We start from the raw sequence: 12,443 nt of genomic DNA, 5'->3' as shown, positions 1-12,443 counted from the left end.
CATAAGGGAAGGGCCCGGTCCACTGTGGACCGGGCCCTTCCCTTATGTCGTTAATTCCCCGTGAGGGATCAAGCACTTTCAGAAGCTTTGGGGACTATTGTGTGCGATACCCCGAGGAATAGTTCCGTGTGGGACGAATGCCTGGCCGTTGCAGCGGCACCCAGAGCTTGTACCGGTCAGCCCGGTAGTACGAGACGGAGTAGTCCACCATTGCACGGGCCACGAAGGCGTGGCGTTGAATCTTGAGCAGAGGTGAACCGACGTCAACATTGAGGAGTCTGGCAGTGGACGGAGACGCCGCAGTGGCCTCGATCATGTCCTCACCCCACTCCATCACCAAGCCGAAACGCTCGCTCAGAACGTTGTATAGCGAAGTTGGAGGTGCTTCATCGAGCAACCCGGGCACCCGATGCGCTGGAATGAAGTTTTCATCCACGCTCATGGGTTCGTTATCTGCCAACAGAAGGCGACGAAAACGCACCAGTGGTGTGCCTTCGTCCAATTGCAGCTCCCTGGCCAGGAACGCGCTGGCAGCAATTTGCTCAAAGCTCAGGACCTTGGCGGCGGGCACCATCCCACGACGTTGCATCTCTTCGCTGTAGGAGGTCAACTTCACCTGCAGATCCAGCTTTGGCTTCCTGACAAAAGTTCCAAGGCCAACAACCCGCTCAATGACTTCTTCGCCAACCAAGGCGTCAATAGCCTGGCGAACAGTCATTCGCGCCAGTCCAAACCGTTCGGACAAGTCCCGTTCCGAAGGGAGCGCGGACCCGGGCGGGCAGGACTGGGCAATGAACGTCCGAAGGATCTCGCGGAGCTGAACATAGATGGGAGTGCCACTGGCGCGGTCGATCTCACCGGCAATGCTTGCTGCCTCAGCCACGGCAGAGTCCCGGCAATTGAGTCATGATTCAAGGATAGATCAGTCGACTCACAGGTCTAGACCACCGTTGCGGGATGTGGAAGACGTGCAGTCCCTGCGGCTAGGCTGGTATGAATCATTTTTCTGACGGATTCCGTCGCGTATCAAAGGAGCTGGGTTGCCGGAGCAGAAGACCTTCGTGGCCGCCGAAATCGGTTTGCATGCAAGGGCGGCCGCAGTTTTTGTTCGTGCCGTCACTGAAACCGGGCTTCCTGTCACTATCCGCAAGCACGGCTGTCGTCCAGTTGATGCCCGCTCTTTGCTGGAGGTCATGACCGAAGACTTTGAGCAGGGCTGCGAAGTATTCCTGGCAGTAGCCCCAGAGGCCCTCAGCGACGATCAGACTCTTCTCGGGGCTCAGAGTGCACTCGTGAGTCTTTCAGCCGTTCTGGAGGACACACAGGCCCACTGACGGCTGCCTCTGGAACGTCTTCAGGGCGGCGGCGTCGCGTTCGGCTAGCGGCCCCCTGAGACAGCTCCATATGACGATGGGCCCCACCAGAAGGTGGGGCCCATCGTCATATCTTCAATATTAGTTAGTGGGCATGATCGCCACGGCTGTATTCGAAAACCCAGCCAACCAAGGCAACCAAGGCGAGGCCACCAGCGACGTAAGTCACCCAGAAGCCGATCGCCAAGCCGAGGAATCCACCCGCGCAAGCCAAGCCAAGAACCAGCGGCCACCAGCTCCAGGGGCTGAAGTGCCCCTGCTCGCCGGCGCCTTCGTGGACCTCGGCGTCGGGACGATCCTCGGGTCGCAGGCCGATCCGCTTACCCGTGAAGCCAAGGTATGCGCCGATCATGCCAGCAAGGCCGCCGACGAGGAGGATGCCCAGGACACCTACCCACTCGTTCCATTCCGTCAGGAAGCCATAAGCGATGGCTACAGGGACGAAGAAGAAGACTCCGGCTCCGAAGAGCCACGATTCAATTTTCATTTGCTGACGTCCCTTTGGTCGGCGTTACCCAAAACGGCTGCTGCGGGTGACGGGGCCTCGGCGGTGTGCACCTGGGCCAGCTCCGGGTGGTGCAGGTCCAGGGCCGGGCGCTCGGAGCGGATACGGGGCAAGGAGGTGAAGTTGTGGCGCGGCGGGGGGCAGGAAGTTGCCCATTCAAGCGAAGCACCGAAGCCCCACGGGTCATCCACTTCAACCTTCTTGTTGCTGCGCCAGGTGATGTAGACGTTCCAGAAGAACGGCAGGAGCGAAGCACCCAGGACGAAGGAGGAGATAGTGGAGAACTGGTTCATCCACGTGAAGTTATCCTGCGGCATGTAGTCGGCGTAACGACGCGGCATACCCTCAACACCCAGCCAGTGCTGGATCAGGAAGGTGCCGTGGAAGCCAAGGAACAGAAGCCAGAAGTGAATCTTGCCAAGACGTTCGTTGAGCATCTTGCCCGTCCACTTGGGCCACCAGAAGTAGAACCCTGCGAACATGGCGAATACGACGGTACCGAAGACGACATAGTGGAAGTGTGCCACCACGAAGTAGGAGTCGGAAACATGGAAGTCGAGCGGCGGCGAAGCCAGGATGATGCCGGTGAGGCCACCGAAGAGGAACGTCACAAGGAAGCCGATGCTCCAGAGCATGGGCGTTTCAAACGTAATGGAGCCCTGCCACAAGGTACCGATCCAGTTGAAGAACTTCACACCTGTGGGAACTGCGATGAGCATGGTCATGAAGGCGAAGAACGGCAGCAGCACCGATCCGGTGACATACATGTGGTGGGCCCACACGGTAACGGACAGGGCGGCGATGGCGATGGTTGCGTAGACAAGACCCTTGTAACCGAAGATCGGCTTTCGGCTGAAGACCGGGAAGATCTCCGAGACGATACCGAAGAACGGCAAGGCGATGATGTACACCTCGGGGTGCCCGAAGAACCAGAACAGGTGCTGCCAAAGGACCGCGCCGCCGTTCTCGGGATCAAAGATGTGGGCACCAAAGCGGCGGTCGGCACCAAGTGCGAACAGGGCAGCTGCCAGCGGCGGGAAAGCCATCAGGACCAGGATCGCCGTGACGAGCGTGTTCCAGGTGAAGATCGGCATACGCCACATGGTCATGCCCGGTGCACGCATGCAGATGATGGTGGTGATGAAGTTGACGGCACCAAGAATGGTTCCGAAACCGGATAGCGCAAGACCGAAGACCCAGAGGTCACCACCGACGCCGGGGCTGAACGTCGTGTTGGACAGCGGCGCATAAGCGAACCAGCCGAAGGATGCAGCACCCTGGGGGGTGATGAAGCCGGACACGGCGATGGTGGAACCGAAGAGGAAGAACCAGAACGCCAGAGCATTCAGACGCGGGAAGGCGACATCGGGTGCGCCGATCTGCAACGGCATAATGACGTTCGCGAAGCCGGCAAACAGCGGCGTTGCGAACATCAGCAGCATCACAGTGCCGTGCATTGTGAACATCTGGTTGTACTGCTCTTTGGTCTGCAGGATCTGCATTCCGGGTTCGAACAGTTCAGCGCGGATCAACAACGCCATGACGCCACCGAGGCAGAAGAACACGAAGGATGCAATCAGGTACATGTACCCGATGGTCTTGTGGTCGGTGGAGGTGATCCAGTTGACGACGATGCGCCCCTTGGATTTAGGAACTACCGGAGCTTCGAGGACCCCCGGTGCGGATTGAGTGTACGTAGCCACGTCGCTTCCCTTACTTGGATTCGTTCAGGTTCGGGTTGCGGTCATATTCCGCACCGAGGAGGCCCGTGTTGCCTTCCTGGCGAAGCTTGTCCATGTGGGCCTGGAATTCAGACTCGGAGACAACCTTGACGCGGAAGAGCATTTCGGAGTGGTATTCACCGCAGAGTTCGGCACACTTGCCATCGAAGGTGCCCTCCTTGGTGGGGGTGAACCTGATGTAGTTCGTCTTGCCCGGGATCATGTCGCGCTTCTGAAGGAAGGCGGGTACCCAGAATGAGTGGATGACGTCGCGGGAGTTCAGCTCCAGGTCCACGGACTTGCCTACGGGCAAGTACAGGGTGGGAAGCAGTTCCTTGTCGACCTCATTGCCGGTCAGGTGGGCCTGAACGCCGGCCTCGTGGAGGTCTTCATTAATGACCTCACCCTGCTTGTAATTGAAGTCCCATGCCCACTGCTTGCCACGGACATCAACAACGACGTCGGCAGGCTGGGAGCGGTCATCAATTGCACGCTGGTCCTGGTCGGTGAAGTAGAAGAACACCAAGACCATGAACAGCGGGATGGTCAAATAGAAGACCTCGAGCGGCAGGTTGTAGCTGAGCTGCTTCGGGAAACCCGTGGTGCCCTTGCGGCGACGGTAAGCGATGATGCACCAGACCAGGAGGCCCCACGTGATGATACCGACTGCCAAGGCGGCGATCCATGAGTTGACCCAGAGGTCCATGATCCGGTCAGTGTGGTTGGTGGTGCCGCGCTCTGTCGGCAGCCAACCCTTCTCTACCTCTGGTGAACATCCGGTCAAAACCAACGCGCCGGCAACTGCCAAGCCAGTGATCGAGGTGATCTTTATGCGTCGGCTGCCGGTTCGGTTCTGCGAACTCACAGACGGCCCTTCCTCTTGTTGCTGTCTCCCGGCAGGCCGAAGGCTCACCGGGCACACTAAAAGTTTTACTACCCGATGTAGAGCTTACCGCTATCACGCGGCTTTCGCGCACATGTCAGCGCCGTGGCTCCGAACCATTTCAAACATGTTCGAAGGGGCGCCGACATGCGGCGATGGCTCACATCAGTGGAATGAATCGCCGCAGGCGCAAGAGCCGCCGGCGTTCGGGTTATCAATGGTGAAGCCCTGCTTCGAAATAGTGTCTTCGAAGTCGATGCTTGCGCCGCTGAGGTAGGGAACACTCATCTTGTCTACTACGACCTCAACGCCGTCGTAGTCGCGCACGGCGTCTCCGTCGAGCAGGCGCTCGTCGAAGTAAAGCTGGTAGATCAGGCCCGAGCATCCTCCAGGCTGGACTGCAACGCGCAGTCGAAGGTCTGTGCGCCCTTCCTGCTCGAGGAGGCTGCGGACCTTGCCCGCGGCGACGTCGGTCAGATTGACCTCGTGCGTGGCCAGTTCGTCGTCGTTGGTGACGAGCTGTGCTCCGGTGCTGTTTTCGTTGGTTGCAGTGCTCATTGGCCTACCTTCTTATGAAGCTCTTGGCGGCGGCGCCGGAACGCTGCCTGCCCTTACCCAATTACGTACGGGTTATAGCTAATGCTACGTCGCGCAGACGCTTAGCTGTAACTCCTGACGTAACCACAGCCAGCATGTGGTTGTTCCCGGCGCGACGTCGGAGGCTACTCTGCCAGGCCGTCGGTGTTGAGCCGGGCGAGCATCAGGGTCTCAGCCAGGACAGCATGCCGGAAGTCTCCGATGTGCAACGATTCATTGGCGCTATGCGCACGGGAATCGGGATCCTCAACTCCGGTCACCAGGATCTGGACATCCGGATACATCTCCAGGAGATCCGAGATGAAGGGAATGGAACCACCGATTCCCATTTCCACCGGCTTGACGCCCCACGATTCCCCCAGTGCCCAAAGGGCCAGCCGCGCCGCGGCAGATGTCGTGTCGGTGGAGAAGGCATTGCCCCTCTCCCCCGGCGTAAACGTCACCTGGGCACCGAACGGCGCATGGGATTCAACGTGCTGCTTCAGGGCCGCCATTGCCGCTTCAGGGTCCTGGCCCGGCGCCAGCCTCATGCTGAACTTCGCCCGGGCCGCCGGTATAAGGGTGTTGGATGCGACGTCGACGGCGGGGACGTCCATGCCAATGATGGACAGTGCGGGCTTGGTCCACAAACGCGAGGCGATGGTTCCGCTGCCGGCCAGCCGTACGCCGTCGAGCACCGATGCATCGGCGCGGTAGTCAGCTTCGGTGAGGTCCACGGCCACCTCGTCCCGGCCCACGAGGCCGGCCACTGCTACGTTGCCGGCGTCGTCGTGGAGGGTCGCAATAAGCCGCGACAAGAGAGTGGGGGCATCGAGCACAGGACCGCCAAACATGCCCGAATGGACGGCATGCTCCAGAACACGCACTTCGAACGTTCCGTCCACCAGGCCACGAAGGCTGGTGGTGAGGGCCGGTACTCCCACCTTCCAGTTGCTGGAGTCCGCAACGACGATCACATCGGACCGGAGAAGTTCCTGGTGCTCCTCAAGGAAGGCACGGAAAGTGGGCGACCCCGCTTCTTCCTCGCCTTCGAAGAAGAAGGTCACGCCCAGCCCGAAGTCCTCCCCCAGGACCTTCGTCACGGCGCTGTAAGCGGCGAGGTGCGCCATGATGCCTGCTTTGTCATCGGCGGCGCCGCGTCCGTACAAACGGCCATTCCGCTCTTCGGCGACAAACGGTTCCGAGTTCCAGAGGCTTCGGTCTCCCGGGGGCTGGACGTCATGGTGGGCGTAAAGCAGGATAGTCGGTTTGCCTTGGGCGGCAGGGCGGCGCGCGACGACGGCAGGACCACCGGGCGTACCGTCCGCCTTATTGCAGCGAAGGATCCGGACGTCCTCCATGCCGGCCTTCCTCACCAAGGAAGCAACGGCGTCGGCGCTCCGATCCAGTTCCTTGGGATCGAAGCTAGCCCACGCAATGCCTGGAATAGCCACCAGGTCTTCCAGCGACGCAAGCGTGGCGTCGAAGGATTCGTTGACTGCCGCCGTCAGTGCCTCGACAGGAGTGGAGCCGGAGTGCCCTTGCTTGTTCTGCGGGATCTCCGCATGTGCTGAAGTCATGGGCCACACTTTACCGCCGGGGATTCTCCCTCCGAAGCAGGCACAGCCGGAACCACGGGTCCGCACGCAGGTCAAAGGGCGCCGGCAAACCGGACACGTAACGTGCACCACCTTCCAGAGGGGTATTCTGTATGGGTGTTCGGACGCAAAAAGGAAGAGCCCAGCGCTCAATCAGTAGTAGATCAGGCCTACGCCACCGCACCGGAGCCCGGTGCGGGAAAGGGCGCCCCAACGCCCAAGCGGAAGGACCAGGAAGCGGCCCGCAAGCGCCCGTTGGTTCCCACCGACCGTAAGGCATCCAAGGCAGCGGAAAGGGTGGCCATTCAGGATCAGCGGCAGAAAATGCGGCAGGCCCTGGACACGGGAGACGAGAAATTCCTCCCCCTTCGGGACAAGGGCCCCCAGAAGCGGTACGTGCGTGACTACGTTGACGCGCGCTTCAGCCTCGGCGAGTACCTCATGTTCGGCGCATTGCTGTTCGTAGTCATCTCCCTGATCATTCCGCCCACCAGCGCCGGCATCAGCTATGTCCTCGTTGGTTTCTGGATTATGTTCCTGGCGGTCTTTGTGGATGTCTTCATCCTTTCGCGCAAACTTCGGAAGCGGCTAACAGAGAAGTTCGGCGAAGTGGAGCGTGGCTCAATTTGGTACGGCTGCATGCGTGCCCTTCAGTTCCGCAAGCTCCGCCTTCCCAAACCCCAGGTAAAGCGCGGACAGTACCCCGACTAGAAGTCAAAAAGCCCAGACGCCTTATAAGACACGCGCCACGGGCCCTTGCATCGAAGAAGACCCCGGACCACTGGTCCGGGGTCTTCTTTGTTCCAGGCTATCCCGTCACCAGGGCCTTATTGATGGAGCCCGCCTTAGCGGGATGCACGCCTGCGAAGTTTCACGAGACCCTTGTTGATCCGGGAAGCCCAGAAAGGGCCTTCGTAGAGGAATGCGGTGTAGCCCTGCACCAACGTGGCCCCGGCATCCAAGCGGTCCTGAACATCCCGCGGGGTGGCGACGCCACCCACCGCAATAAGGACAAGTTGGTCCCCTACAGAGTCCTTGAGCCTGCGCAGCACCTCCAAGGAACGCTGCTTGAGGGGCGCACCGGACAGGCCACCGGCGCCAAGAGACTCCACTTTCGCAGCGTCCGAGACGAGGCCGTCACGGGAAATCGTGGTGTTGGTGGCGATGATTCCGTCAAGTTTCAGGTCCAACGCAAGCCGTGCGACGTCGTCGACATCCTCATCGGAAAGGTCGGGCGCAATCTTGACCAGCAAGGGAACATGCCGCCCGGCGGCTTCATCGGCAGCATCGCCAACCGACCGGAGCAGGGGCCGCAGGCTTTCCACGTTCTGCAGCAAACGAAGCCCAGGGGTGTTGGGCGAGCTCACGTTGACCACCAAGTAGTCGGCCGCCGGCGCCAGGCTTCGGGCACTGACCAGGTAATCCTCGGTAGCGTCATCGAGCTCAACCACCTTGGTCTTGCCGATATTGACCCCGATAATCGGCCGGACGTCCGGGTGCATCCGTTGCAAAGCAGCCCGTGCTGACTTGAGTCTCGGCGCAACTGCTGCGGCGCCGTCGTTATTGAATCCCATGCGGTTGATGACCGCCTTATCCTCAATCAAGCGGAAAAGGCGCGGCTTGTCATTCCCTGGCTGTGCCTGGCCGGTGATGGTCCCGACTTCCACATGCCCAAATCCAAGCTCGGACAAGGCTTCGATGCCGTGTCCCTCCTTATCGAAGCCTGCCGCCAGGCCGAACGGTGAAGGAAAAACAAGCCCCAGCGCCTCCGTACGAAGGGAAGCATCAGGAGTTGTGATCCTGGCGAGGATCCTCCCGGCGCCGGAACGGTGGGCCGCCCGGATTCCTTGGAAGCCGATCTTGTGGGCCTTCTCGGCATCCATCCAGGAGAAGGCCAACTTGAAGAATGTGGGGTAAACGCGCATGGTCCTAGTTTTCCCGGTTACCGACGACTCACCAAACCCGTGACCTTGCCTGCCGCTAGCATGTAGGCATGCCGATGGAAAATCGTGACGCACATCATGGGAACCATAAGGTCACAGCTGACATCGTGGTGGTTGGCGCTGGCTTGTCCGGACTGGTTGCCGCGGCCACTGCGTATGCCGCCGGCAAGACTGTGGCTGTCCTGGACCAAGAGCCGGAGGCTTCCGTTGGCGGCCAGGCCCACTGGTCCTTCGGTGGCCTCTTCATGGTCAACACGCCCGAGCAACGGCGATTGGGCGTGAAGGACAGCGCCGAGCTTGCCCTCTCCGACTGGCTTGCTTCAGCAGCTTTCGATCGGCCCCGGGATCACACCGCCCGGGAATGGGCAGAGGCCTATGTCCACTTCGCGGCAGGCGAGAAACGGGCATGGCTGCGAAGTCTGGGCGTTGGCATCTTTCCTTTGGTGCAGTGGGCTGAACGCGGCGGCTACGGACCTCAGGGCCACGGCAACACCGTCCCCCGGTTCCACGTCACCTGGGGAACCGGGCCGGCGCTTGTTGAACCGTTCCTCGCCAAGGTGCGCGAAGGCCTTGATGCTGGCAGGGTCAGCATGCACTTCAGGCATCGGGCGGTCTCCCTCACCACCACTGCGGGCAGGGTTACCGGTGTTTCCGGGGAGATACTGGAACGGTCGACGGCGGTGAGGGGCCAGGCTTCCGGGCGCGGCGTCGTCGGGAGCTTTGAGGCGAGGTCAGATGCTGTTGTGGTGACGACGGGCGGCATCGGTGGTAACCACCCGGCAGTGCGCAGGCAATGGCCGGGAGGCTCTGCACCGGACTACCTGCTCAGCGGCGTGCCGGCGTCCGTTGACGGCGAGTTTCTCTCCGCCGTTGAGTCCACCGGCGCTTCGCTGATCAACGGCGACCGGATGTGGCACTACCCCGAAGGGATCCACAACTACGATCCTGTGTGGCCCAACCACGGGATCCGAATTCTTCCCGGGCCTTCTTCACTATGGCTGGACGCAGAAGGAGGTCAGCTGCCGGCGCCGCTCTTCCCGGGCTTTGACTCCCAGGGGGCGCTGAGGCACATAGTGGGTACGGGCCATGGATACTCTTGGTTTGTCCTCAACCGCACCATTGCCTTGAAGGAACTGGCGCTCTCCGGCTCCGAGCAGAACCCGGATCTTACGGGTAAAGACGTACGGCTGCTCGCATCGCGTCTTCGACCCACACAGGACTCGCCCATTCAGCGCTTTCTGGACAAGGGCGTCGACTTCCTTCAGGCATCAACGCCTGCTGATCTTGCAGCACGCATGAACCAGCTCACTGGAACCTCCTTGATTGACGCCGCCGGGCTTGAGGCAGTGATCCGGGCACGGGACAGTCAGGTGAGCAGCGGCCTGGGTAAGGACCCCCAACTGGCCGCAATCAGGGCGGCGCGTCGATTCGCCACCGACAAGCTCATGCGGGTTGCTCCCCCGCATCGGTTGACGGACCCTCGGCATGGACCCTTGATTGCCATCCGACTCTCGGTGCTAACGCGGAAAAGCCTGGGCGGAATCACCACTGATCTGCACACAAGGGTGCTGAATGGCGAGGGTATGGTCATCCCAGGCCTCTATGCTGCAGGCGAAGCGGCCGGCTTCGGAGGCGGTGGCATCCACGGGTACCGGGCGTTGGAAGGAACCTTCCTGGGAGGTTGCCTGTTCACCGGGAGGGCTGCAGGCCGGCACGCCGCTGCCAGTGTCTAAGCTGAACTTATGGAGTGGACCACTGACATACTTGGACCCGAGTTCCAAGCCTGTGGCCTGGAGGCCACGGGCCCGGATGGCGTGATCAGGCATGCCACCTTGATCCGGCACAGAGTCCAGCCCGGGAGCTTCGCCGACGACGACGGCCAGTCACCGCCGAAGCGCCACGGCGCCGTACTGTTCCTCCACGGTTGGAGTGACTACTTCTTCAACACCGCACTGGCCGGCTTCTGGGCAGACCAAGGCTACGACTTTTACGCCTTGGACATGCATAACCATGGCCGAAGCCTCCGTTCCGATATGCCCGGCGGCTATGTAGGGAACCTGATCGACTACGACGCCGAGATTCAACAAGCCATCGACGTCATTCATGGCGATCGTGCTTCCTCCCCGAAGGGGAGCCTGACACTGATGGGCCATTCCACCGGAGGGTTGGTGGCAGCGCTGTGGGCCAGCCGCCACCCGGACAACGTCCAATACCTGATTCTCGACAGTCCGTGGCTGGAGATGCACGGCAGCTCACTGGTGCGGCGCGCTGCCCAAGCCATGGTGTCCCCCCTTGCAAAGATCCGCCCCGAGACTGTCTTAAGGTTGCCGGAGCGCGGCTTCTACTTCCGGAGCATCAGCAGTACCGCCGAAGGGGAATGGACCCTGGATGAGAACTATCGGCCTCCGCTTGCGTTCCCGGTCCGCGCTGGCTGGCTCAGCGCTGTCTTTGCCGGCCATTCACAAGTGGCCCGGGGCCTCAACCTGGAGATGCCGGTCCTTGTGCTGACCTCCAGCACCAGCGCCAATGGCATGGTGTGGCAGGAATCGATGCGCCGTTCGGATGCCGTGCTGGACGTCGGTGTCATAGCTTTGCGGGCCATGGCCTTAGGGCGGACAGTTACCTTGGAACGCATCGATGGTGCCCTCCACGACGTCTTTCTTTCGGCTCCAGCCGTGCGGAAGGACGCCTATGCGCGACTTGCACGGTGGGTCAACGGATTCATGGATAACGACGAGCCTGAGCATTGGCGGGAAGGAGACACATGACCACCACGGAGGAGTCGGTTTCGCTCTGGCAACCCGACGTTCTCGGCCACGGCTACGAGTGCATGGATCTACCGTTGAAATCCGATGAAGAGGGGCCGGTCAAAGCGACCCTCATCAGGCATGCACCACCAGCTGCTCATCCGTCTCCACAAGGAGTGCTTGACTTCCTGGCGTCCTTTACCAAACGCAAACGCCGCCCCACGCCTGCCGACCCCGGCGGAGCACCCAGAGTAGTCCTCTATTTGCACGGATGGGCGGATTACTTCCTGCAGACCGAGCTCGCCGAGTACCTGACGGCGTCGGGCTTTCATTTCTATGCCGTGGACCTGCGGAAGTTCGGCCGCAGCCTGTTGCCGGGGCAAACGCCCGGCTACACGTCGGACCTCGGCGCCTACGACGAAGACCTCGCTGCGGCCTTACGTGAAATAGAACGGGACGTAGCTCTAAGAACCAGTAATTCCACTCCTCCCACCATCCACATGCTCGCCCATTCCCTGGGCGGGTTGATCGCGGCTTTGTGGGCCGACCGCAATCCCGGACGTGTGGGTACCCTGGTCCTGAATTCGCCATGGCTGGAACTCCAGGGAAGCAGTTTGGTCCGGAGCATCGCCATGCACCTGGTGGAACCTTTTGCACGGACCGATCCAAAGCGCCCGTTCAGATTCCCGGAAATGCCGGCGTACTGGGAAAGTGTCAGCAATGAGGGACACGGCGAATGGATCTTGGATCCCGTGTGGCGGCCACGGGCTTCTTTTCCTATTCGCGCCGGATGGACCAAAGCGGTTCTTGCGGGCCACGCAGCAGTGGAACGCAAGCTCAACATCGACGCACCCGTTCTGGTGCTTCTGTCCGGGCGGACCCGGATCCAGGCCGAATGGACTGCGGACTTGATGCGGGCTGATGCGGTTATTGACGTCGAGGAAACCGCACGGAGGGCACTTGGCCTTGCCAGAAGGACTGCCGTGTTCCGCTATCCGGGCGCCCTGCACGACGTCTTTCTCTCAAGGCGGACCGTCCGCCAACAGGCCTACCGGGACGTAGCCGTGTGGTTGGCAGCCTATCCCTACTGAGTTAAC

At 61.0% G+C, this 12,443-nt stretch carries 12 protein-coding genes; 5 read left to right on the top strand and 7 right to left on the bottom strand.

What is annotated here, in order from left to right:
• Positions 1 to 94 precede the first annotated feature (94 nt).
• Complete coding sequence (locus CQ020_RS09975; RefSeq protein WP_024816772.1) at positions 95 to 883, bottom strand: GntR family transcriptional regulator; 789 nt, start codon at positions 881 to 883, stop codon at positions 95 to 97.
• Between the two features lie 157 nt (positions 884 to 1,040).
• Here CQ020_RS09975 and CQ020_RS09970 point away from each other — a divergent pair, with 157 nt between their 5' ends.
• On the top strand, positions 1,041 to 1,334 hold the full coding sequence (locus CQ020_RS09970) for an HPr family phosphocarrier protein (RefSeq protein WP_105691707.1): 294 nt from the start codon (positions 1,041 to 1,043) through the stop codon (positions 1,332 to 1,334).
• Between the two features lie 124 nt (positions 1,335 to 1,458).
• Here CQ020_RS09970 and CQ020_RS09965 read toward each other — a convergent pair whose 3' ends face one another.
• From CQ020_RS09965 to CQ020_RS09945, 5 genes are all read right to left on the bottom strand, one after another.
• Complete coding sequence (locus tag CQ020_RS09965) at positions 1,459 to 1,860, bottom strand: cytochrome c oxidase subunit 4 (protein WP_105691706.1); 402 nt, start codon at positions 1,858 to 1,860, stop codon at positions 1,459 to 1,461.
• Positions 1,857 to 3,581 carry a cytochrome c oxidase subunit I gene (gene ctaD, locus CQ020_RS09960; protein ID WP_011774899.1) on the bottom strand — a complete coding sequence of 575 codons (1,725 nt, stop codon included), beginning with the start codon at positions 3,579 to 3,581 and terminating at the stop codon, positions 1,857 to 1,859. The genes CQ020_RS09965 and ctaD overlap by 4 nt, the downstream gene beginning before the upstream one ends.
• Before the next feature lie 10 nt (positions 3,582 to 3,591).
• On the bottom strand, positions 3,592 to 4,464 hold the full coding sequence (gene coxB / locus CQ020_RS09955) for a cytochrome c oxidase subunit II (protein ID WP_024816775.1): 873 nt from the start codon (positions 4,462 to 4,464) through the stop codon (positions 3,592 to 3,594).
• A gap of 183 nt (positions 4,465 to 4,647) precedes the next feature.
• Entirely contained in the window at positions 4,648 to 5,040 is a 393-nt protein-coding gene (locus CQ020_RS09950) for an iron-sulfur cluster assembly accessory protein (protein WP_011774901.1), read from the bottom strand.
• A 164-nt stretch (positions 5,041 to 5,204) separates the two neighbouring features.
• Positions 5,205 to 6,638: a dipeptidase gene (locus tag CQ020_RS09945; RefSeq protein ID WP_105691705.1), complete on the bottom strand. Its 1,434-nt coding sequence runs from the start codon at positions 6,636 to 6,638 to the stop codon at positions 5,205 to 5,207.
• Positions 6,639 to 6,773: 135 nt separating this feature from the next.
• Here CQ020_RS09945 and CQ020_RS09940 point away from each other — a divergent pair, with 135 nt between their 5' ends.
• A complete protein-coding gene (locus tag CQ020_RS09940) occupies positions 6,774 to 7,367 on the top strand; it encodes a DUF3043 domain-containing protein (RefSeq protein WP_105691704.1) in 594 nt (197 codons plus the stop codon).
• Positions 7,368 to 7,501: 134 nt separating this feature from the next.
• On the opposite strand, the gene CQ020_RS09935 is transcribed toward CQ020_RS09940, so the two are convergent.
• On the bottom strand, positions 7,502 to 8,581 hold the full coding sequence (locus CQ020_RS09935) for a quinone-dependent dihydroorotate dehydrogenase (RefSeq protein ID WP_105691703.1): 1,080 nt from the start codon (positions 8,579 to 8,581) through the stop codon (positions 7,502 to 7,504).
• Positions 8,582 to 8,649: 68 nt separating this feature from the next.
• Here CQ020_RS09935 and CQ020_RS09930 point away from each other — a divergent pair, with 68 nt between their 5' ends.
• Genes CQ020_RS09930 through CQ020_RS09920 form a run of 3 tightly spaced genes read left to right on the top strand, consistent with a single transcriptional unit; the run spans position 8,650 to position 12,437 of the window.
• Positions 8,650 to 10,332 carry an FAD-binding dehydrogenase gene (locus tag CQ020_RS09930; protein ID WP_105691702.1) on the top strand — a complete coding sequence of 561 codons (1,683 nt, stop codon included), beginning with the start codon at positions 8,650 to 8,652 and terminating at the stop codon, positions 10,330 to 10,332.
• Between the two features lie 9 nt (positions 10,333 to 10,341).
• Entirely contained in the window at positions 10,342 to 11,367 is a 1,026-nt protein-coding gene (locus CQ020_RS09925) for an alpha/beta hydrolase (protein WP_105691701.1), read from the top strand.
• A complete protein-coding gene (locus tag CQ020_RS09920) occupies positions 11,364 to 12,437 on the top strand; it encodes an alpha/beta hydrolase (protein ID WP_105691700.1) in 1,074 nt (357 codons plus the stop codon). The genes CQ020_RS09925 and CQ020_RS09920 overlap by 4 nt, the downstream gene beginning before the upstream one ends.
• Positions 12,438 to 12,443 lie beyond the last annotated feature (6 nt).

The organism is Arthrobacter sp. MYb23 (genome assembly GCF_002979775.1).
In the GTDB taxonomy this organism is placed as follows: Bacteria; Actinomycetota; Actinomycetes; order Actinomycetales; family Micrococcaceae; genus Arthrobacter.
The sequence above is the reverse complement of the archived record's forward strand: the minus strand, read 5'-3'. Positions and strand labels throughout refer to the sequence as shown.